The organism is Candidatus Saccharibacteria bacterium (genome assembly GCA_016699955.1).
In the GTDB taxonomy this organism is placed as follows: Bacteria; Patescibacteriota; Saccharimonadia; order Saccharimonadales; family UBA4665; genus JAGXIT01.
The window spans coordinates 1,150,409-1,171,694 of record CP064993.1 but is presented as its reverse complement, the minus strand read 5'-3'; the positions used below and the strand labels follow the sequence as shown (position 1 = coordinate 1,171,694).

Genomic DNA, 21,286 nt, shown 5'->3' with positions numbered 1-21,286 from the left:
GGGGAAAACATAATGAAATATCATGTTCTCATCAATAAAATAAAAAAACTGGCAAACTCACGCGATGGGGTGTCGCAGGATGCACTCGAACTCGTGGTGGAAAACGTGGCTATGCACCTAACTGACTATACGCGTCGTGGTTTTGCGGCCAAACTCCCCGAGGAACTGCGCTCAGCAGCCATGATGGTACCCACAGCGAGTACGCTCGACGACGATATTATTGAACAGTTTATGGATATAGATGATGTCGATGAACGCAGTGCGCGAGATTATGTTCGCGCGGCCTGGCAAGCCATCAGTGAGCTGTTTGATAGAGAGTCTGTAGAAGATATTACTGCCGAGCTGCCGAGGAGAATGGTTGCGGTTCTGGAGTAGTTTTACATATTTTAAATGTCTATTACTAATCTGCTAGGAGGATGTAACTATGTCATTACGAGAAAAATTGCGACATCAGTGCAAAAGTGTCAGTCGCGCCCGCAGCCTGTTTCATAAACATGATGGGCACAAACTTGCATCGGTTGTAAACCATGTTCACTTTGAGCGTTACCATGGGTTTGAAAGTACAAAACATAAAAGCAAGCATTCTCAGGAAATGTCCGCGGCAAAACCAGCATAGACTGATTTACAAAATGCCCCGAAAAGTATCGGGGCATTTTTTTATTGGACAGCGTGGTGGAGCTACAGGGACTCGAACCCTGGACCTCTTCCATGCCATGGAAGCGCTCTAGCCAACTGAGCTACAGCCCCATTTTTTAGAACAGAGATAGTGTAGCGTATTGTTCTGGCGATTTCTAGTGGTCACGCATATCGCACCGGTCAGCCTGCTCGGCCGGCAGAACCGTGAAGCACTGAAGGTTTCGCACTGGCTCGCTTAACGCCCAAAGGCGCTAACAGTGGTGCTTACACTGGGCTGGGGTTATAATTATGGGAAACCGGTAGTACTTATGCCGAACTGAGGTTATACTACCAATATTATTACGTAAGCGTTATGGAGTTATACTTCTATGGAGCCAACAAACCCTTCTCAATCAACCAATCCGACGGACGGCCCTGCCCCCACGGGGTCTGTTCCGCCCACAGTGGATAATTTCGCTCCAGAACAGCCTTCGGCGCCAACACAATCTGCACCTGAAGTCATGTCTACGCCACAGGTTACTACGCCTGTCGTCTCAGGTAGCCCTGTTGTTGGAGGTGGTGTGCAACAAAGCCCAGTATTCACGGCATCTCCCGGTGGTTCAGGTGGCCCTGGAAGAAAGAAAAAGTGGCTGATTCCTGCCTTGGCTGGTGGCGCACTTACGGTGTTGCTTGCAGCTGGGTATGTCTTTGGTCTGTATCTGCCAAATAAGCCAGAAGCAGTCTTTAGTAAGAGCTTAACACAAAGCGGGAAGGCACTCGATAAGCTCATAGAGTACGTCCAAGAAGAAGCAAAATCGCCATCACCGAGCTTTGTAGTAAACGGCACCATCAATGTAAAGTCGCCTGATGTGAGCTTCGATATTACAACAAAGGGAAATATGAGCGATAAGGAAGCCGATCTAACCATGGATGCAAATATCGTTGGTCAGAAGCTGAAGGCAGATTTTCGCATGATAGACGCCGAGGGTTCAGATAATCCGGACATGTATATCAAGCTTGACGGCGCAGCAGATATGCTACAAGGCCTCGGTGCGCAACCATCGCAGGCAGCGACAGTCGAGGACAAATGGATTGCTATCGACCACACGTTGCTTGACTCAGTGGCAAGCCAAGCGGCGGGAGCAAGCCTGAAAACAAATCCAACAACAGAACAGATGCAGGATGCATTGGCAAAGGTTCAGGTCGTCAACAAGGAATATCTCTTTACAGACAATAGTACAAAGGGCGTCGTACAGTACAAAAGCTTTGAAGGTAAATCAACTGCAGATGGCCGGGACGTCATGCAGTACAAGGCAACTTACAGCAAGACCAATATGAAGGCGTATGTTAAGGCGGTTGGAAAAGCTCTTGACGAAAGTAAACTCAACGACTGGTACAAAAACCAGTCAGACGAAAGCTTCAGTCAGTCCATGCAGCTTAAGGAGCTCGAGAAAAGCATTGACGATGCAAAAGACGACTACGTATTTGACGTGTACGTCGACGAACAGACTAAACTAATACATAGCTTGGTTTTCTCTGATCCAGATGATGACAAAACCAGACTCACTATTTACCAGAATTACACGGAGGGTTCAGTCTATCCTGTTGGGATCAAATTTACTACCGATACCTCTGGTCAAACAGGATCATTTGACCTCGGTATGTCTGTAGATACCAAAACGGATATAACCAACTTTGATGTGAACGTAGAAGTGGGTTCGGAGGGTAGCACGGCAACAATAACTGGCAAATTTACTTTTACTCCAAGCAAGGATGACCTTACCGTAGAGATGCCCGCCGGATCGACTCCAATAACTACAGTCATGAATCAACTTGGATTTAGCGGCGACAGCGTCCTTGGCGCATTCACTGACTCAACGAACAGCCTGTAGAAAACTGTACGACAAACCAGTCTGCAAAATGCCCCCGTGTTTCGTGACACGAGGGGCATTTTGTGCAAAAATAGAATCATGAAGAAAACCTGGTGGGCGGTTCAGCGTTTTTACGCGCTACATTTTCCAGCAAATGTATTAGCGGCATGGCGCGTGCATAATGAGCAATTGTTACCATTTTTACGCTGGTTTGGACGAACAAAAACGTTTCGCGTAGCCCATCCAAACCAGCTACAAACAGATAAGTCGCTTCTAAGATTAATGCAAAGTGTGCTGCTGGCAACCTATGCTGCGGGTGGTGCGTTGCTATGGAAATGGGTTACCCAGGGAACGGTGGGATCGTGGGCGTTTGGTCTGGCGATAATTATTGGAGGGCCGCTCCTGCTCGTGACACTTTTTGTCATATGTGCCGTTGTGATACGAAGCTTGTACTACGTCATTCATCCAAAACTACTCGGGAAAGCAATTGTTGCAAACATATTGGAAAGTCAGGTCATACGACTTCGCCAAAAACATCGATTTACAGTTGTAGCCGTCGCTGGTTCAGTAGGCAAAACTAGTACAAAGCTGGCAACCGCCCAACTACTCGGCCAGAATGTGCGCGTGCAATACCAGTCAGGTAATTACAATGACCGAGTTACCGTACCACTTATCTTTTTTGGTCAAGAGGAGCCGCCTTTATTGAATCCCTTTGCCTGGATGCGCGTATTCGGTGAAATTGCCGCAAGCCTCCACCACCCCTACCCGTACGACGTGGTAGTAATCGAACTTGGTACTGATAAACCCGGCCAGATGCAGCGTTTTGCCTACACCCGGCCGGATATTACTGTCTTGACGGCAGTTGCTCCAGAACATATGGCATATTTTGGTACGCTCGAGGCGGTTGCGGCAGAAGAAACCAAGGTATTTGACTACAGTGGCTTCGTGCTGGTCAATGCTGACGCTGTAGCGCCGAAGTTACTGGTTGGCCGCTCGTCCACTACCTACAGTTTACGCAAAGGTTCAGCGCACGGGTACTACGCAGAGTCGAGCCGAGTTAACTTGGGAGGTCAGTTTTTACAGATACAGACTCCGTCCGGGGTTATAGATGCGCATACAAAGCTTGTCGGGCAGCAGGGCGCATCAAGCGTGCTTGCCGCAGCTGCGGTGGCGGATATGTTGGGCCTGAAACACGCTAGCATAGCCGAAGCCATAAAGGAGCTTGAACCATCTGCTGGACGTATTCAAGTGCTGGACGGTATAAAAAACAGTAAGCTTATAGATGATACATATAATTCATCACCAATAGCCGTAAAAGCGGCTTTAGACGTAGTATATGGGTCGCGTGCAACTCAGCGGATTGCTGTACTTGGTAGTATGAACGAGCTAGGTGCGTACTCAAAAGAAGCACATACCGAAGTCGGTAGCTACTGTGAACCAAACAAGCTTGATTTTGTTCTGACACTCGGCAGTGATTCTCAGCGCTGGTTAGCTCCATCGGCGCGTAAAAACGGCTGTGTTGTGCACAGTTTTTCTAGCCAGACTGCCTGTGCCGCCTTTGTGCGCAAGCACCTGAAAACAGGTGCAGTTGTACTAGTAAAAGGCTCTCAAAACGGTGTCTTTGCCGAAGAGGTTGTCAAGCAACTACTCGCTCATCCGCGCGACGCCAACAAGCTAGTGCGGCAAAGCTCATACTGGCTTCGTCGCAAGGCAAAATAACAAAATACTGCTACACTGTAAGTTGTATGCGGGTCATCGTTCAAAACATTGCAACAGACTATACTCGTACCGGTAGTGGCCGGGTATTGCTTGTATTGCACGGTTGGGGTGACAGCAGTGCAAGCTGGCAGACATTTGCTGCCAAGCTTGCAAAAAACTATGATGTTGTTGTACCCGATTTGCCAGGATTTGGGCTTACCGAGGCACCGCCTGAAGCATGGAACTTAACCGACTACGCTACCTTTGTCCGCGATTTCTTACAAAAAATTGGAGTCAAACCATACGCAGTGATGGGCCATAGTAACGGGGGAGCAATTGCAATACGCGGGGTCGGTCGGGGGCTATTTCAGGCCGAAAAGTTAGTCCTGCTTGCAAGCGCAGGTGTACGAAGTTCCAATAGCGCTACGGCGTACCGAGTTATAGCAAAAGTTGGGAAGGCAATCACTGCTCCACTGCCAAAACGTGTCACGTCCAAATTACGTCGTAAACTGTACGAAACGGCGGGTTCCGACCTGCTAGTCGCAGAGCACATGCAAGAAACATTTAAAAAAATAGTTCGAGACGATGTTCGAGCCGACGCAGCATATATAAGTACTCCTACTTTATTATTGTATGGCGCTGCCGACGAGCAAACACCGGTCAAGCTCGGTGAGCAGCTCAATCATGACATAGATGGTTCGAGCCTGCGTATCTTAAACGGAGCAGGTCATTTTATTCATCTTGACGCCCCAGAAGAAGTGGTCAGTGCTACTGAGGAATTTTTAGGTGAATAGAGTTCTTAGAAATCTGTACAATTTTTATGCTCCGCTGCGCATCAGCCGTAGTTTGACCTACATGGCGCAAGCAACTGAGTACCAATCATTTCCATTTCTGCGATGGTTATGGCAGATACAGGATTTTTCGGCGGTTATGCAGCGTCGTTCGCTGGAACCGACCAGAGCTGCGCGGTTACTACGCCTCGGGCTGTTATCAGGGATGTTCAGCCAAATAATTTTGGCCTTTTCGCTCATATATGTCAGTCAAAATACACCATACGATGAAATACGATGGTATGGGTTGGCGCTGCTTGTTTCCTACCCTATCGTTTGGGCGCATATGCTTGCGCTATTTTTGGCGCTTGGTCGCATCATAATTACGGAACCACGCGAAAACAGGCAGGCTATCCAGGCGGCTGAATTGTTCCAAAAACACCCTGGAAATCGTATTGCCATAGCCGGAAGCTACGGAAAAACCAGCATGAAAGAGCTGCTCCAAACAGTGCTTAGTGAAGGTCTTGCGGTTGCGGCCACGCCGGCAAATATGAATGTTGTTAGCTCTCACTTACTTTTTGCTCAAACTCTCACAGGCAAGGAAGACGTTGTACTCGTGGAGTTTGGCGAAGGTAAGCCGGGCGATGTGGCGCAGTTTAGTGCCATGGTGCGGCCGACACAGGCAGTCATTACTGGTTTGGCGCCAGCTCACCTAGACCAATACAAGACGCTGCAAGCCGCTGGAAAAGACATCTTTTCACTATCGCGTTACGTCTCGCCTGACAACATGTACGTCAATGCCGAATCTGACGCGATGCTTGGTTTTATAAAACCGAAATACCAAACCTATTCTCGTAGCAATGTGCTCGGCTGGAGAGTGGACAAGGCTCGGACAGGACTGGACGGAACCTCATTTGAGCTGGTAAAAGAAAAAAAGCATCTGAAGTTTCATAGCGGCCTAGTCGGGCTTCACCAGGTTGGCCCGCTTGCGTTTGCCGCCGCTTTTGGGCTAACGTGCGGGCTAAGTGAAAAAGAAGTCAAAACTGGTGTTGGCAAAACGACGCCGTTTGAACACCGTATGCAACCATATAAGCTTTCTGGAGCCTGGGTTATAGACGATACCTACAACGGCAACCTCGAAGGAATTCGCGCAGGGACTGAGCTGCTGGCGGGGCTAAAGGCGAAGCGTAAGATGTATATAACGCCAGGTCTAGTTGACCAAGGAAAAGAAACCGCCGATATTCACCGTCAAGTTGGTCGTCTGATCGCTGCCGCCCAACCAGATGTAGTAGTGCTTATGCGCAATTCTGTTACCGCAGACATACAGGCGGGACTCGATGATACTGACTACAAAGGCGAGCTTCTCGTCCAAGATAACCCGCTCGAATTTTACACTAACCTATCGAACTTTGTTGCGACGGGTGACGTTGTACTCATGCAAAACGATTGGACTGATAACTACCACTGACTCATACGGTCCTAAAATGTCCCTCCACTCTGCCTGAAGCTCGCCGATACGCCCGTTCGCCCCTTCAATACCTCGGCACTTACGCCGAGTTGGGGTTATGCACTCTTAGCTCTTCGCTGTATACTACTGACATGCAAACAGTAGCAGTATTTTTTGGAGGACAATCCGCTGAGCACGATGTATCAATCGTCACGGCGCTTACGTCTATTATCAACCCGCTCGAACTCACTAAAAAATACCGTGTTGTACCGGTTTACATTGCCAAGGACGGTCAGTGGTATGTGCATGAAAAACTAAAAAACGTTGCACTCTACAGGAGCAACGACCTAAAAGATGTTCTGGCCCAGGTGAAGCCAACAGGGGTGATTTTGGGCAATGGGATGAAACTGCTAGTTCCAACTCGTTTGGGGGGACGCAAAACTATTCCCGTGGATATAGCATTTCCGGCTATGCATGGTACGCACGGCGAAGACGGCGAGCTCATGGGCGTGTTTGAAATGGCCGGCGTTCCATACGTTGGTTGTGGTGTTGCTGCTGCGGCAGTAGCTATGGATAAAGTACTTGCCAAACAGCTTGTGTACGCTGAAGGTTTGCCAGTTACAAAGGGAGTTTGGTTTCATAGCCAAATGCTTGGTCAAGATAGTAAAGCAGCCATTCGGCAGTGTGCTGGGTTGCGATATCCCCTTTTCGTAAAGCCGGCTCATTTGGGTTCAAGCATCGGTATTAGCCGAGTAGAAAATATGACGGAGCTACAGAACGGCCTAGAGATTGCCGCCCACTACGACGACAAAATTATCGTCGAAGAGGCCGTGCACAACTTGGTTGAGGTCACTCTACCTGTTATGGGCAATGACAACCCTGAACCTGCACTGCTTGAGCAGCCGCTCCTTCACGCCGAAGACTTCTTTGACTTTGAAACAAAGTACCTAAACGGCGGTAAAAAGAGTGGTAAAAGCATGAGAAGCGGCGGTAAAAAAATGGGTTCAAAAGGAGCCCAGGGCTACAGCCGCATTCCAGCGGATCTTCCAAAAGAGCTGTCTGAAAAAGCCGTGAAGCTGGCGCTTGACGTCTATCGCACGCTGGGCTGCACGGGCATTGCCCGCGTAGATTTGCTGATCGATACCAAGGCAAAAAAAGTATACTTTAACGAGGTAAATCCGCTTCCCGGTAGTTTGTACGCGCACAACTGGGCTCAAGCAGGTATTTCCAGGGTAGCTTTAGTCGAAAAACTCACTGCCTACGCTCTAGAGCGTCATGCGCAGCGCGCCAAACTCACCACCACTTTCACCACGAATTTTCTCAAGCAGTTCTAATTTTGACCGCCTCTGTTATACTTAGGTTCTATGAAACGCTATAACCCTAAGGAAATAGAACCAAAGTGGCAAGCAGAGTGGGACAGACAGCAGGTCTATAAAGCCAATCTGAATTCTGATAAACCAAAATATATCGCCATGAGTATGTTTAACTACCCGAGCGGTGCAGGTATTCATATTGGCCATGCGATGAACTACACAATCTCAGATGTCATGGCTCGTTACAAACGCCAACAAGGTTACGAGAGTTATCATCCAGTGGGTTGGGATGCGTTTGGCTTGCCAGCAGAAAATTATGCTATTAAAGCCGGTGTGTCTCCGCAGGAAAGCATGGCAAAAATCATTCCCAGCTACCACACCCAGTACAAAGCCATGGGTTGGAGTAACGATTGGTCAAAAGAAATATCTACCCATTTACCAGAATATTACCGCTGGACTCAGTGGATTTTTGTGCAGATGTACAAACACGGTCTGGCCTACCAAGATGCTCGCATGCAGTGGTGGTGCACAAAGTGTCAGACAGTGCTCGCAAACGAGCAGGTGTTAGACGGCAAATGCTGGCGTCACGATGCTGCCGATGACCCCGAAGTACAAAAAAAAGAAGTCAAACAATGGTTTTTCAAGATTACCGAATACGCGGACGAATTGCTAGAAGCGACCGATGCGCTCGATTGGTCAGAAGTGGTCAAAACTGCTCAAAAAAACTGGATTGGTAAAAGCGAAGGAGCCAATGTTCGTTTTAAAGTCGAAGGCCTTGGTGCGGTTGATGAATTCGTAGAGGTATTTACTACCGCTCATGATACGATTTTTGGGACAACTTTTATGGTGCTTGCTCCAGAGCATGCGTTGGTTTCGCGCTACGGTCAACTTGCAGAAAATGCGGTTGATATTGAAGAGTATACTGCTGCTGTTATGCGCAAAAGTGAGCTAGAGCGCATGGCTGATAAAACGAAGAGTGGCGTTCCGATAGAGGGCCTTTTTGCGATCAATCCGCTTAACGGCGCCAAAATTCCGATATGGACTGCTGATTATGTCCTGATGGGATACGGGACGGGTGCAGTTATGGGCGTACCTGGTGAAGATGAACGAGACAATGAATTTGCAAAAAAATTTGGTCTACCGATTATATTTACTACCGAGCAGCAAGAGTTTGTATCTTATAGCGAATGCATTAAGCCGCACCGTAAAGAGTATATCGTTTCCAACTCAGGAGAATTCGATGGCATGGATTTTGAAAAGGGCCGACAAGCTATGCTTGACGCACTTGTAGCTAAAAATTCAGGAGAGCCTGTTACACAGTATAAAATTCGTGATTGGAGCGTCAGTAGGCAGCGCTACTGGGGAGCGCCAATCCCCATCATTCACTGTCCAAAAGACGGAATTGTACTCGACGAAAACTTGCCAGTGATACTGCCAGAGCTCGACGATTTTGCGCCGAGTGGTGATGGCCGCTCTGCCTTGGCGAGGGCCGAAGATTGGCTAAAAGTCGACTGCCCACAGTGTGGCGGTCCAGCCGAGCGCGAAACAGACACCCTTGACACCTACATTTGCAGCAGTTGGTACTACCTGCGCTATTTCGACGGAGCAAACAAGGACGCAATATTCGATAGTGCCATTGCCAACAAATGGATGCCGATAGATTTTTACAATGGAGGCGATCACGCCACGGCGCACATGATATACGCGCGGTTCATAACCCGCTTTTTCCATAAGCTTGGGCTTGTTGATAGCCCTGAACCATTCAAAAGGTTCTTGTTCAACGGCAAAGTTACCGCTAGTGATGGCACAATGTTTAGTAAAAGCAAGGGAAATGGTGTCGACCCGCTTGAGATTATTGCCCAAGGCTACGGCGCCGATGCGTTGCGCACCTACCTGATGTTTGCGGCCCCGCTCGACCTTTGGATGCGCTGGGATCCGCAGGGTGTACCAGGTACGTACCGGTTTTTAAACCGCGTGTTCAATCTGGTGCAAGAATTCTGCATGCCCTCAACGAGCCGAGAGTCAGTCGCCAATACTCCAGTACAAAATCCGGCGGTTTTGCGGGCGATTCATGCAGCAATCCAAAAGGTAACAGCCGATCTTGAGTCGCAGCGCTATAACACTGCCATCGCCGCCATGATGGAAGCTACCAATACACTCTATGCATTGAAAACCAAAGATAATTTTGCCGACCGTGCCGCCTGGCAGTTTGCGCTCGAGAGTCTCGTTGCCCTGGTGGCGCCCTTTGCGCCGCATATCGCCGATGAGCTGTGGCACGACCTAGGTAGGGAATCCTCAGTGCAGCAGGATAGCTGGCCGCTGTGCGACGAGCAGTACTTAGTGACGGACACGATGACAATAGCTATCCAGGTAAATGGTAAACTGCGTGGAACTATCGACGTCGGAAACGAATCAAGTGAAGCTGACATCGTAGAAACTGCCAAGCGGGACGAAAAAGTAGCGGCACATCTAGAGGGTAAAGCAATTATCAAAACCATCTATGTCCCCAAAAAACTGGTCAGCTTCGTCCTGAAGTAGTTTGCATATTAGCGTAAAACATATTATAAATAAACATAATGAAACGTAATGATTGCGGCCGAGTACCCTTTTTACCTAGTTTCACCGAATGCGCGACGGTGAGCCTGCTTTCGTTCACTATATTGTTGGGCAGCGCGGCCTGCTCTGCGATCCCTGGTGCGTCGCTATTTTCACGATGCGATGAGCCTACAGCCGAAGACAAGGCTGTCGTCGATGCATTGTTCGCCCACCCTCTGCCTAAATTTCCTCAAGATAAAAAAGAAAGCACCCAAGATAGTCTTTGGCGGCTGCGTAAAGAAGCGGCTGCTAAAAACGGCCTCCATGTCTTTGACCCAAGGGCAACGCTTGATCGGTACAGTAGTAACCTCTATGAAAACAATGGCAAAAACATACCATTGAGCGACTACCAGCTTATGGCCAAGGAGTTCATGGCACGATACGGGGTAAGTGTGATTCAACCAACTGACGTCACAACATACCCGCTACGAGGTATAGTACCTTTGTCCAGCGCTACTATTACTGAGTCAGATGAATTTGCTATCAAGCAAAACTACGTAACACTGGTTAGGAGTACTGCCGAGCTGCCCGTGGAGCTAGTGAATCAAATTGGTTTGACAGAAGTGATCGTAGTGAAAATTGCTGATAAAACGATTTTGGGTCGAGCCGAAACGGCAACTAAGACAAAAGATTTTGGACGGTTTTATATAGATGCAACGAAGCCAACAATTTCGGCAACTTTTCATCACGAGATTTTTCATTTATGGGATGCAAACCAATGCACTGGAAGGGATGGGATTTATGGAGATCCTTCGTTTACTGAGTTAAACCCTGATGGGGCTGCGACTTATGTCGGTATGCTTGCATACAAAGCTAAAGCAGAGGCAAACCCAAGCCTTACTGTGGAAAATACCAGTAATTCGCAAGCAGCAAAGGACGTGATAAATGAATGGCAGATTGCGTCCGCTAAAGCAGTATTTACCAAAGAACAGAATGCCTTTTATACTGCTAAGTATAATGAACTTTTCAGCAAGGCCATCGTGCATCGTGATTACGCGCTATCAGATGTAGCGGAGGACAAGGCTGTAAATGGTGAAATAATTCTTTGGCCATACTACTATAATTATGGAGCGCATAACAATAATTATGGAGCGCTTGCGCCTTGGTCTTCGGTCGTACGAGCCAAAAGTTTGTTTCTCCTGACGCGCATGTACCAAGATGATCCGCGGATTGTGCAGTATTATAACTATGTCGGCAACAGGCAAGCTGAGTAAGATTACGGTGGTCCACCTACCGAACATCTAGCACACTAGTATCCACCGTCGCCTGCTCGTAACCCTTCAAGCTTTGCAGGTATTCAATCGGTGTCATCATGTCTAGCATACTATGCGGTCGGTAAAAGTTGTAGTCGAGACAATCTTCGTTACAAAACTCTCTTAATTCGACAAGTGTGTGCGAATTCGTTGTTAGCCGTTTGTATCTATCCTTGTCTACTCCGTGCGGTCGCTCGACTCGACCGTTGAGATGTGGCGATGACGGCGGGATGCGGAGGTGCTCAATCCCATGTTCTCTGAGCCACCGGACAGTCGGGCACTCTGTTTCCGGTCTCACTTGCGGCAAATGGTCGTAGGTGAACTCTGTGCCATTGTCGGTCTGAATCCCTTTGAACCTGAAAGCTGGGTCAAAGAACCTGACCGCATGCTCAAGAAAATCTACCGTTGTCGCAGGGTCGCATCCAGGATAGATCCGTTTGTATTTTATCCTCGTAGCACAGTCGACGATGTCATACTGGTAGCCTTTGCGCTTCCAATGTTTGACATCCATCTGTCCGACTTCGCCCGGGTAATACTCACGGTCACTGAGCTGGCGGGTTTTGCGTACCTTCTTTTGCGCTCTTCTAGTAACTTTGCTCGGCTCAGGATGTTGTGGACACCGTGCACAGATGTGGCGACGCCGTAATCCCGCCTGAGGACATGCGCAAGAGCATTTTCGCCGTAACCAAGACCAAGGCGAAGCTGCACGACGAGACTCACTACCTCGTCATCGGCGTCATTAGTGTGGCTCTTTGGCGTACGAGGCATATCGTACAGGCTCGTCAGGGCTTTGCCCTGACTCACCCAGCGACTATGCCAGTAGTAATATGTTCGTCGAGGAATGCCGTAGAACCGGCAGGCTGCCGCAACATTCCCGAGTTCTTCGGCTTTACGAAACCACCCTAAACGAATCCGTGCTCCATACACGAGCAATTGTTTCTCTGTCATCTTGCGGTATCTCACTTTCACTCCTTTCTACTTTAGTGAGGTGATGAAAGTGTGCAAGATGTATGGGAGGTTAATAAGTAAGATTACGGTAGATAAGCCTGCTTGCCAGCAGGAGATTATTGACCAGTACTCACCAAATACCACAACTACCGTCTGCACCAAATACTCGGCTACTTGTCACCCGATGAATACCAGCCAATTGGAGGCAGAAGTGTCCTCGATGTATTGAACCTCCACACTGACTTGAGATATAGGTCAAAATAGCGTATGATAGTCTTAAATATCAGATAAAACTTCCAAGAAGGAGTTAGCACATATATGGGTAAACCAAAAAAACGAACCAGTCCACGCGCCACAGGCGCACGCCGCAGCCACCTACTACTAAAATTGGCACGAGCTGTAAACAAAAAATCACCTGTTAAGGTCTATACAACGCGTCGTGAAAGCGGTAAGAAACTCGCCGCTGCGACTAGTAGCAAGTAGCATGTAGTCACAAGCATGGGTAACCATGTTTACGCTAAAGATTTATATATGAGCATGCTCACTACATTTTACCTACTACAAGTGAACGGAGATTGTCATGGCTTCTAACCGCCACCTTGGTCGCATTGTTGCACTTCAAACGCTCTATGAGCTGGATTTTCGGCGCGAAGCAAACGATGACACATTTGACCTAGGTTTGGTACTCAAGCGCAATATTTCGCGCTACGAATCAACAGTCGATGATGTGTTTTTCATAGAGGAACTAGTCAAGGGCGTCGCCAAGTATCAAGATCAGCTAGACAACGAACTCCGTCCGCTCGCACCCGAGTGGCCTTTGGAGCAGATTGCACGGATGGATCGTGTAGTGCTAAGGATGGGATTGTATGAGCTGCATTATGAACCGGATGTTCCGCCAAAAGTGGTTATAAATGAAGCGGTCGAGCTTGCCAAAGCCTTTGGCGGCGACAACTCAAGCAAGTTTATAAACGGTGTTCTTGGTACGGCTCTAAAAAACAAAGAAGGCACAGATGCGGTGAAAGCTACAGAGGAAAAAGTATTATCCGAAGTGAAACCAGTCAAAAAATCACCTGTCAAAAAAGTAGCTTTAAAAAAAACCACCAAACCTAGTGCGAAGAAGGCAGCGTAACGGTTATGGGTGAGGCAAAGCGAAAAAGAATTGCCATGGAAGGTATCAAGAAACCGATTGAAGGTATTCGCAATTTTGTGACACGTCGGCCGGTCATTCAGGAAGTTGTACACGAAACGACTTCTGGCGGCGTCGTGTATCGTCGGAATGAAAAAGCTGGTAACGTAGAGATACTGCTCATTAAAGATGCGAAAAATCGCTGGACTATACCAAAAGGGCATGTTGAAGAGGGTGAAGAGCCAAAAGCGACCGCCGAGCGAGAAATTCGCGAAGAAACAGGTCTCCAAGAAATGCATGTCCAACAATGGCTTGGCAAAGTAAACTTTCGCTACCGCCGCAACCATACGCTGGTACTGATGACGATGCACATTTACCTTGTCGAGGGCATGGGCAATACTAACCGCCTCCACCCCGAAGATTGGCTGAGTGACATTCAGTGGTTACCCGCACCTAAGGCAGTCGATGAGATTGCCTACGAAGACATCGGTAAACTTATGCTGGTTGGGATGAAAAAAGTACGAGAAAGGAACGCAAACTAGTAGACCGGAGACTGCTGCTGACGGTAGGTTTAGCTATTGCTACGCCCTACAAATCACTGGCCACTCACCAAACACCACAATCTACAGTCTACAATCTACCAATTGTTATGGACACAACACTATATCAGGATTTTGCAAAACAGTTTTTGGGAGGAGCATTTAAGAACCTTGAAGTGCTTATTGTGGCATTTACACACCGTTCTTATTTGAACGAGCATAAAAAATCGGCCAGCGAACACAATGAGCGACTTGAATTTCTCGGCGATGCTGTACTGGAGCTGGTTGTGACCGAATATCTATACACTCACCACAGTGAGCCAGAGGGTATCCTTACTAACTGGCGAAGCTCACTTGTTCGGACTGAGAGTATTAGTGCGGCCGGTGCCCGCCTGGGAGTTGAGCCTTTGCTTCGCCTGAGCCGAGGAGAAAAGAATGGCACAGAACGTGCACGGGCACAAATACTAGCCAACGCATTTGAAGCAATTATTGGCGCGCTGTACCTGGAGCGTGGATATGAAGCCTGTAGAATATTTATAACTGATACAATCCTCTCGACATTTGACGATATACTCGAAACAGGTTCATGGATGGATCCAAAATCGCGGCTGCAGGAAATAGTGCAGGGTCAGGTGGGCGCCACTCCAAATTACCGAGTGTTAAGCGAGGAAGGCCCCGACCATGAAAAAGAATTTACAGTGGGTGTGTATGTCAACGACAAGCTTGTTGGGCGTGGTAATGGCCCTAGCAAACAGACCGCTCAAGTTTCCGCCGCCGCAACGGCCCTCAAGACTTACGTTTGACAACAGGGGTGGTAACCTGTAGAATAGGACAAGTATCAAACTAATGGGAAGGAAATAACGAATGTTAGTTATTCGTTTGCAGCGCACAGGCCGTAAGGGCCACGCACAATTCCGCGTTGTCGTGCAAGACAGCCGTCGGACCCCAACCAGTGGCAAAATTGTCGCGCAGGTCGGAACATATGACCCACATACCAAAACACTCAATCTAGACAAAGAGCGTGCACAACACTATCTTGATCATGGCGCACAGCCAAGTGATAGGGTTGTGTTGATCTTCAAAAAAGAAGGCATGAAGCTGCCTAGCTGGGTGAAAACACCCGCAAAACAAGAAGGCAAGCTCCGCCACCCAGAAAAACTTCGTCGCAATCAACCCGAAGAGCCCAAAGAAGAAGCACCTGCTAAAGAGCCAGATGCTGAACCGGCGGCTGAGCAACCAGCTGCTACAGAAGTTGAGACTCCTGTAGCCGAAGAAAAACCGGTTGAATAAGTAATTTTGCGAGCGGGTTAAACTGGTGTTTTTTACATTCTCGGACTGGCTCCGAGATTGTTTTATTTTTAAACTTCAAATGTTTCTGCACACTATCTCAACAGCAAACAAACTGGTATAATCGTAACTATCAGTTAAGCCATAGGAGGCAGCATGTCAGCGACCATAGACGAACAATTCGTCGAGTACGTAGTAAAATCACTCGTCGGAAAACCAGAGGCAGTTAGTATAAAACGCAGCGTAGATGAAAAAGGTGTATTGCTTGAACTTACCGTAGACGCAGAAGACCTTGGTCGCGTGATTGGTAAGCGGGGTGCAACGGCACAAAGTATTCGCACTTTGCTACGAGCGCTTGGTACCAAGCAAGAAGCGCGCTACAACCTAAAAATTGTAGATGTTGACCGCTTAGACGAAAACGGCAATCCTCTACCTCGTCCCGAGAGACCAGAGAGAGTACAGAATGATTCTAGCAGTAACTATGCCGATGGAAACGGTAGCAGTGCAGCGCCAGTAGCAGATGACGCTTCAGACGACAGCTCAGGCAGCTCATTTGTTTCAGCCGCCGTACCGAATGACGACGACGATCAAGAGGACAAACCAGTTGAGAAAAAAGAAAGTGACGCCATGGCTCGCACTCGTGCGGAGCTTGCCGATCTCGACGATCTCGACATCTAACCTTTACCCCAGCGCTTCACCACCTCATTACAGCAACTACGTTGCACGCGTGCGCGCAAGAGCACTCTATTAGCGTGAATAAACTGACCTATAGGCCATTTCATTCACATGGTTTTGTTTCTGAAGGATTGATGGGTGGGGTGCGTTAGTTTGGGAAAAATGGTGTCGTGGGCTGGACAAAATGCTTATGCCGTGCTAGGGTAGTAGGAGTCTTTACAAAGACTAACACCGATAAAATAAAAACATCTAGTAGCTCGTGCGAGCCAACGCCGTAAAAAATCGTTGGGAGCTTTATGTGACAAAACCACCACTGGTAACAGGGGTGGTTTTGGTTTATACGTAACATAGAGAACATGCCCCTCCTCGTTTAACCGAAATATGTTTGAATTAGTGCCCCGTAACTCGCCCGTCAGCTCGTTTGGCTGCATACCCGGTACACCATTAGGGCGTTATGATATGCGTGCGTTATACTGTTGCCAATGAGAATTCAGATTATTACCTTATTTCCAGATATGTTTACCGGTATGCTTGGGAGCAGCATGCTGTGGAAGGCTGCCAACCGGGGTATTGTGCAATATGAATTAATAAATTTACGGGATTTTGGACTTGGCCCCCGCAAGCAAGTCGACGATACGCCTTATGGTGGTGGAGATGGTATGCTCATTAAACCAGAACCGGTTGTGGCGGCTGTAGAATTCGCAAAGGATCGAGACCCTGCAGCAAAAGTTATATTACCGACCCCCAGAGGCAAGATGTATAAACAATCAGACGCAAAACGTCTAGCGGCCGATGAAAACGGGCTCATTGTCGTCTGCCCTCGGTACGAAGGCTATGATGAGCGCATTACGCAGTGGGTCGATGAACAATTTTGCATGGGTAAGTATGTCCTCACGGGCGGCGAGCTACCTGCCATGATCATCATCGACAGCGTTGTTCGCCTGCTTCCCGGTGTACTTGGCGGCGAAACTAGCGCAGACATAGAATCGTTCCAAGATGACGATGAAACAATAGAGTACCCCCAGTACACGCGCCCAGCAGAATTTCGAGGCCTCAAAGTGCCCGAAGTGCTCCAAAACGGCAATCACGCCGCCATCGCAAAGTGGCGTGAAAAAACTTGCTAAATATACAAAAACATGTATAATAACAGCATTATGATTGGAGAAAGCCTTTACCGAGTAGGGCATCAGTATGTCCCTGTGACTACATACTCAGGGGGGGGTAGAGCTTCCAGGTTCCATTATTACTGCTCGGCAGGGTAGACTGACTGAAAATTCGGACGCAGTGGCGACGAAAATTACAGAGATTTATGATGGAATCCAGCAGCTTGTCTCGACAGACGGACGTTATCTTTTTGAGGTTGTGACCGTAAACAACGAGGCTACGGGCGGAGTCATTCTTGAAGCCGGTACATACTCATCGTCACGGACAGGTAACTCGGGAAATGTGTATGAAACTGCCGTTAAAGCAGCAGATGCCTCAAACCTGAAACATGTGGTTGTTGCGTTGCCCGGTAACGGTTTATCCGGAGCTCTGACCGCCAAAGAGCGCAGATATTTTGCGCAGCATGGAAGCTTATATGACTGGAAAGAAAAGGCAGCACTGCCTGTAGTGATTGCGCTCCGTGAAGTTTTAGAACAGAATCAATTAATGCCGCAACACCTTACTAGCGATTCAGCTGGTGCTGTTTTGACAACGGCACTAGGTATTATTGCGCCAATGAACAGTATCGAAACTGTTTTTCAAAATGTGCGTACGGGTTGGGCTAATATGAGCCCTGCCAAACTTGCGTGGGGTATGCTTGTAGCCGAGAATAAACACGCAAAAAGACATCAGGCAGAAACACCCGATAAGCTGGCAGTGAACGCGGCTACACTTGCGATTGTGGCAGCAAATCGCCCAAAGTCCTATGATCAAAGAGGCTTGAAACCCGGAAAGTCACTGCCTATGCTCCAGTCTTACCTTTACGGTTTGGCAGCTGGGCCGGATAGGGGAGTCGATCCACTACTAAACGATGTGGTTGCTTTAGTTAAAAGGCAAAATACCGCAAAGGTACTATTCGTATCTGGCAGAAATGATGTGCTTACAAATACACCAGATATCGATGAACGTATCAAATCGGTATTAAAGTTTGTTTCTATTGCTGGCGGTGCTAGTGTAAGTGCTGTAATGATTGAAGGCGGTTCTCATACGACGCATACTCACTATCCTCAATTTGTAGAAGCACTACACCGTTCTTTGTACTAGCGTGTATACTAGAAACAGAAACGGAGGGTAGTGCATGAGGCTATTTCGAATTAAACCGGTGTATGCGCATTGTGATTTGCCGTGTGGGGTGTATGACCCGGCGCAAGCACGGATTGAAGCTGAGAGTGTGAAGGCAATGATGGCCAAGTACGAAGGGCTAGACGACCACAACAAAATGCGCGCCGTTATTCTCATTGAGCAGCGTGCTGAGCTTGTAAAACATCACCTTTGGGTGCTCTGGACGGACTATTTTAAGCCAGTTCACCTCGAGAAATATCCAGATCTTCACGACAAGTTTTGGCTGGCTACTAAGCAGGCCGGTGAGTGTAAACATCATATGGATGTTTCTGAAGCGGATAAGCTGCTTACCATGATTGATGATATTGCAACAATATTTTGGGAAACAAAAAAATAGAGAAAAGAATATGAGCCAAGAGTCCAAAAGACGCACATTTATTCTCATCCGGCGGGTGGTGGGCAAGAGCATGTGGCCAGTACTCGACCCAGAGCAGGTGGTTATTGCTGTAAGGAAGCGGCAGTATGAGCCTGAAGATGTCGTGGTTATCTCGCACCGTGGCCGAGAAAAAATAAAAAGGATTCATAAGGTAGAAGGTGGTAAATACGACGTTAGGGGAGATAATTTGTCTCAAAGTACAGATAGTCGCCACTTTGGTCCCGTTGCCAAGGAGGACATTTTGGGTAAGGTGGTGTGGCCAAGAGTGTAAGATATCTTATAGCAATTTCTGCTCCGAGGGTGTAAGTTGGCTATAGCAGAATAGCGCGGGGGTTTTGTATGGCAAAAGAACAATCAGGTAAGGGTTGGCACGGAGACTCCGAAGGCCATGCTAGAGCTGGTCGTAAGGGCGGCAAACTGAGTTCTGGCAATTTCAAGAACAACCCCGAGCGCGCATCGCTTGCGGGTAAAGCTGGTGGCAGTATAAGCCCCGGCAATTTCAAGAACAACCCCGAGCGCGCGCGAGAAGCGGGCCGCAAAGGCGGCAAAGCGTAAACGCTACAAGTACTTAGCCTTCAAATAACAGTGACCTAAAACACCCCCTGGATTGCTCTGGATTAAGTGCAGGTTTGTGCTTGTCCAGTAATACCGTCAGCAATCTGTAGCGTTACTGTGGCTTTTATCACACCATATGTGTGAATTACGTTACAGCAGATTATCGCAGCCTGCCGTATGATAAAAATGTCATACGGGAGGGAATGCGTATGAATACCATATTTAAACAAACCTTTAACTTGCACCCGCGTAGCGAGGCCGAGCTTCAAGCCGTCATACGACGTTTTGAAGACAAGTGGCAGCGTCGTCGCAGGGCTCATCGTATTGCAGGTCTTGCGCTGTAGGGCGCGAGGAATGTGTATGATGAACGTCTTTCTGCAAGTGTAAAAAGCCTCGGTAATCGAGGCTTTTTATTTTGTTAAATGTTTTGCCTGTGAGCAGACCCAATTGCGCTAGAAATGTTTGAAAACCCATCTTTGCTAAGCTGATTTGCGAGTTGGCGATTGATCTGGCCGATAAGTTGTGGCCCCTCGTATATAACGCCGGTGATAAGCTCAACCAGGCTGGCGCCGAGTCGAATTTTGCGGTAAGCATCTTCGGCGGTAAATATTCCCCCTACGCCAATGATTGTCAGTCGGTCGCCGTACGACTGGTAGGTTTGTCCTATCAGCTCGTCACTAAGTGTTTGAGTGGGCAGTCCGCTCAGGTTGCCCTTAACCTCATTCGGCAATTCTTCAGATGGAATTATACTCCGCTCCTTGCTAAGGTTGCCAATGGTAACTCCCTGGATATTGTGTTTGAGAACGACTTTTAGTAGAGCATCGAAATCTGGCCAGGAGTGGTTTATAGGCATTTTTACCCAGATTGGCTTTGTAATTTTGAGTGTATCAACTGCACTAAGTAATGTTTCTAGCCGCTTTGGATCAGTAAATGGTTCGCCGCCGTAAGCGTTGGGACAGGAAATATTGATTTCCAGTATACCCACCCGCGGTTCATCTTTGAGCTTGACCAAACTACCCAAATAATCCGCAATTGCCTCGTCATCTGTGCAATTTTCGGGGATGTTTGTTTTTGCAACGGAAACAACTAGAGGAAACCCTCGGACCAATGCTGCTTTGTACTTTGTGAGACGCTTTTGTATTTTTTCAACGCCCTCATTTGCTAAGCCTGCATTAACAACTAGTGATTTGTGATTGGGCAGGCGGTAAAACCAAGGCCGCGGGTTGCCTGCGCAAGGTTGATGCGTTACCGAACCAATAGTGCCAAAGCCAAAGCCGATTGCAGGGAGTACAGCAACCATTTCGGCATTTTTGTCAAGCCCAGCAGCAAGACCAACGGGGTTAGGGAACGTTGTGCCGTAAAAGTTTTGGCTAAGTCGCTTGTCGTCATGCCGATACACTAGGCGTGTGAGCCAGCGTAAAGGGGCAACTTTGCCAACAAAACGGGAAGCTTTTATCATGCGCTCATGGACAATGTCTGGCTTGCGACGAAACAGGATTGGCTTGACCCCAACCGTGTATACGCGAGCCGTTAGTGCAGAAAAAGGAACTAGCATTGCATGTAGTATACGACATTCGGCTTGGGTACGCTTGTCATTTGAATGCCGTTAGCGCATCATAGTAGTACAAGTAAGGAGGGTCGTATATGGCAAAGTTTGAAGTATACCCAAGCAAAAATGGTTGGCGCTGGCGACTAAAGGCAGGCAACGGGGAAATTGTTGCTACGGGCGAAGAATACACCACTAAAGACGGTGCGGTACGAGGTTGTGAAGCAGTGACTCGGGCTGCGGCAGAAGCCGACGTTGTTGAAGCTGCATCATAGTTAATCCTCCGTCCCGCCGAAGTACCACCGATTTTTGACCAAAACGATCGAAGGTTGTGAGCTAAAAAAGCG

At 48.1% G+C, this 21,286-nt stretch carries 24 protein-coding genes and 1 tRNA gene; 21 read left to right on the top strand and 4 right to left on the bottom strand.

Annotated elements, in window-relative coordinates:
• Nucleotides 1-12: 12 nt before the first annotated feature.
• Nucleotides 13-375 carry a DUF2267 domain-containing protein gene (locus IPL85_06110; protein ID QQS19807.1) on the top strand — a complete coding sequence of 121 codons (363 nt, stop codon included), beginning with the start codon at nucleotides 13-15 and terminating at the stop codon, nucleotides 373-375.
• A 295-nt stretch (nucleotides 376-670) separates the two neighbouring features.
• On the opposite strand, the gene IPL85_06105 is transcribed toward IPL85_06110, so the two are convergent.
• Nucleotides 671-747 (bottom strand) — tRNA-Ala (locus IPL85_06105).
• Nucleotides 748-1,004: 257 nt separating this feature from the next.
• On the opposite strand from IPL85_06105, the gene IPL85_06100 reads away from it, so the two are divergent.
• The 7 genes from IPL85_06100 (at nucleotide 1,005) to IPL85_06070 (ending at nucleotide 11,523) form a co-directional block, all read left to right on the top strand.
• On the top strand, nucleotides 1,005-2,507 hold the full coding sequence (locus tag IPL85_06100) for a hypothetical protein (GenBank protein QQS19806.1): 1,503 nt from the start codon (nucleotides 1,005-1,007) through the stop codon (nucleotides 2,505-2,507).
• A 78-nt stretch (nucleotides 2,508-2,585) separates the two neighbouring features.
• Nucleotides 2,586-4,205 (top strand): hypothetical protein, encoded by a 1,620-nt coding sequence (locus IPL85_06095; protein ID QQS19805.1) that lies wholly within the window; start codon nucleotides 2,586-2,588, stop codon nucleotides 4,203-4,205.
• Between the two features lie 26 nt (nucleotides 4,206-4,231).
• The gene (locus IPL85_06090) at nucleotides 4,232-4,978 is read left to right on the top strand and encodes an alpha/beta hydrolase (protein QQS19804.1); all 747 of its coding nucleotides are present in this window, start codon (nucleotides 4,232-4,234) and stop codon (nucleotides 4,976-4,978) included.
• Entirely contained in the window at nucleotides 4,971-6,422 is a 1,452-nt protein-coding gene (locus IPL85_06085; protein QQS19803.1) for a hypothetical protein, read from the top strand. Before IPL85_06090 ends, IPL85_06085 begins: the two co-directional genes overlap by 8 nt.
• A gap of 131 nt (nucleotides 6,423-6,553) precedes the next feature.
• Nucleotides 6,554-7,735 carry a hypothetical protein gene (locus IPL85_06080; protein ID QQS19802.1) on the top strand — a complete coding sequence of 394 codons (1,182 nt, stop codon included), beginning with the start codon at nucleotides 6,554-6,556 and terminating at the stop codon, nucleotides 7,733-7,735.
• A 30-nt stretch (nucleotides 7,736-7,765) separates the two neighbouring features.
• Complete coding sequence (locus IPL85_06075; GenBank protein ID QQS19801.1) at nucleotides 7,766-10,252, top strand: leucine--tRNA ligase; 2,487 nt, start codon at nucleotides 7,766-7,768, stop codon at nucleotides 10,250-10,252.
• A gap of 38 nt (nucleotides 10,253-10,290) precedes the next feature.
• Nucleotides 10,291-11,523 (top strand): hypothetical protein, encoded by a 1,233-nt coding sequence (locus IPL85_06070; protein ID QQS19800.1) that lies wholly within the window; start codon nucleotides 10,291-10,293, stop codon nucleotides 11,521-11,523.
• 16 nt (nucleotides 11,524-11,539) lie between these two features.
• On the opposite strand, the gene IPL85_06065 is transcribed toward IPL85_06070, so the two are convergent.
• Both IPL85_06065 and IPL85_06060 read right to left on the bottom strand, forming a co-directional pair.
• Nucleotides 11,540-12,073 carry a transposase gene (locus IPL85_06065; protein QQS19799.1) on the bottom strand — a complete coding sequence of 178 codons (534 nt, stop codon included), beginning with the start codon at nucleotides 12,071-12,073 and terminating at the stop codon, nucleotides 11,540-11,542.
• A complete protein-coding gene (locus tag IPL85_06060) occupies nucleotides 12,007-12,510 on the bottom strand; it encodes a helix-turn-helix domain-containing protein (protein QQS19798.1) in 504 nt (167 codons plus the stop codon). The genes IPL85_06065 and IPL85_06060 overlap by 67 nt, the downstream gene beginning before the upstream one ends.
• 318 nt (nucleotides 12,511-12,828) lie before the next feature.
• Between IPL85_06060 and IPL85_06055 the strand changes: the two genes are divergently transcribed.
• The 12 genes from IPL85_06055 to IPL85_06000 all read left to right on the top strand — a co-directional run bounded on the left by IPL85_06055 (nucleotide 12,829) and on the right by IPL85_06000 (nucleotide 19,737).
• Complete coding sequence (locus IPL85_06055; protein ID QQS19797.1) at nucleotides 12,829-12,993, top strand: hypothetical protein; 165 nt, start codon at nucleotides 12,829-12,831, stop codon at nucleotides 12,991-12,993.
• Between the two features lie 97 nt (nucleotides 12,994-13,090).
• The gene (gene nusB / locus IPL85_06050; protein ID QQS19796.1) at nucleotides 13,091-13,639 is read left to right on the top strand and encodes a transcription antitermination factor NusB; all 549 of its coding nucleotides are present in this window, start codon (nucleotides 13,091-13,093) and stop codon (nucleotides 13,637-13,639) included.
• 5 nt (nucleotides 13,640-13,644) lie between these two features.
• Nucleotides 13,645-14,178 (top strand): NUDIX domain-containing protein, encoded by a 534-nt coding sequence (locus IPL85_06045; GenBank protein QQS19795.1) that lies wholly within the window; start codon nucleotides 13,645-13,647, stop codon nucleotides 14,176-14,178.
• A gap of 107 nt (nucleotides 14,179-14,285) precedes the next feature.
• A complete protein-coding gene (gene rnc, locus IPL85_06040) occupies nucleotides 14,286-14,978 on the top strand; it encodes a ribonuclease III (protein QQS19794.1) in 693 nt (230 codons plus the stop codon).
• A 61-nt stretch (nucleotides 14,979-15,039) separates the two neighbouring features.
• A complete protein-coding gene (rpsP, locus tag IPL85_06035) occupies nucleotides 15,040-15,465 on the top strand; it encodes a 30S ribosomal protein S16 (protein QQS19793.1) in 426 nt (141 codons plus the stop codon).
• A gap of 165 nt (nucleotides 15,466-15,630) precedes the next feature.
• Nucleotides 15,631-16,140: a KH domain-containing protein gene (locus tag IPL85_06030; protein ID QQS20451.1), complete on the top strand. Its 510-nt coding sequence runs from the start codon at nucleotides 15,631-15,633 to the stop codon at nucleotides 16,138-16,140.
• Between the two features lie 479 nt (nucleotides 16,141-16,619).
• A complete protein-coding gene (gene trmD, locus IPL85_06025) occupies nucleotides 16,620-17,261 on the top strand; it encodes a tRNA (guanosine(37)-N1)-methyltransferase TrmD (protein QQS19792.1) in 642 nt (213 codons plus the stop codon).
• A gap of 160 nt (nucleotides 17,262-17,421) precedes the next feature.
• The gene (locus IPL85_06020; protein QQS19791.1) at nucleotides 17,422-18,384 is read left to right on the top strand and encodes a hypothetical protein; all 963 of its coding nucleotides are present in this window, start codon (nucleotides 17,422-17,424) and stop codon (nucleotides 18,382-18,384) included.
• Nucleotides 18,385-18,418: 34 nt separating this feature from the next.
• Nucleotides 18,419-18,799 carry a superoxide dismutase, Ni gene (gene sodN, locus IPL85_06015; protein QQS19790.1) on the top strand — a complete coding sequence of 127 codons (381 nt, stop codon included), beginning with the start codon at nucleotides 18,419-18,421 and terminating at the stop codon, nucleotides 18,797-18,799.
• Nucleotides 18,800-18,809: 10 nt separating this feature from the next.
• Nucleotides 18,810-19,109 carry a S26 family signal peptidase gene (locus IPL85_06010; GenBank protein ID QQS19789.1) on the top strand — a complete coding sequence of 100 codons (300 nt, stop codon included), beginning with the start codon at nucleotides 18,810-18,812 and terminating at the stop codon, nucleotides 19,107-19,109.
• 68 nt (nucleotides 19,110-19,177) lie between these two features.
• Nucleotides 19,178-19,393, top strand: coding sequence for a general stress protein (locus IPL85_06005; protein QQS19788.1), 216 nt, complete (start codon nucleotides 19,178-19,180; stop codon nucleotides 19,391-19,393).
• A gap of 140 nt (nucleotides 19,394-19,533) precedes the next feature.
• Entirely contained in the window at nucleotides 19,534-19,737 is a 204-nt protein-coding gene (locus IPL85_06000; GenBank protein ID QQS19787.1) for a hypothetical protein, read from the top strand.
• A gap of 74 nt (nucleotides 19,738-19,811) precedes the next feature.
• Here the strand turns inward: IPL85_06000 and IPL85_05995 are convergent, their stop codons facing one another.
• Nucleotides 19,812-20,948 carry a quinone-dependent dihydroorotate dehydrogenase gene (locus IPL85_05995; protein ID QQS19786.1) on the bottom strand — a complete coding sequence of 379 codons (1,137 nt, stop codon included), beginning with the start codon at nucleotides 20,946-20,948 and terminating at the stop codon, nucleotides 19,812-19,814.
• Between the two features lie 89 nt (nucleotides 20,949-21,037).
• On the opposite strand from IPL85_05995, the gene IPL85_05990 reads away from it, so the two are divergent.
• Nucleotides 21,038-21,214 (top strand): DUF1508 domain-containing protein, encoded by a 177-nt coding sequence (locus tag IPL85_05990; protein QQS19785.1) that lies wholly within the window; start codon nucleotides 21,038-21,040, stop codon nucleotides 21,212-21,214.
• Nucleotides 21,215-21,286: the final 72 nt, after the last annotated feature.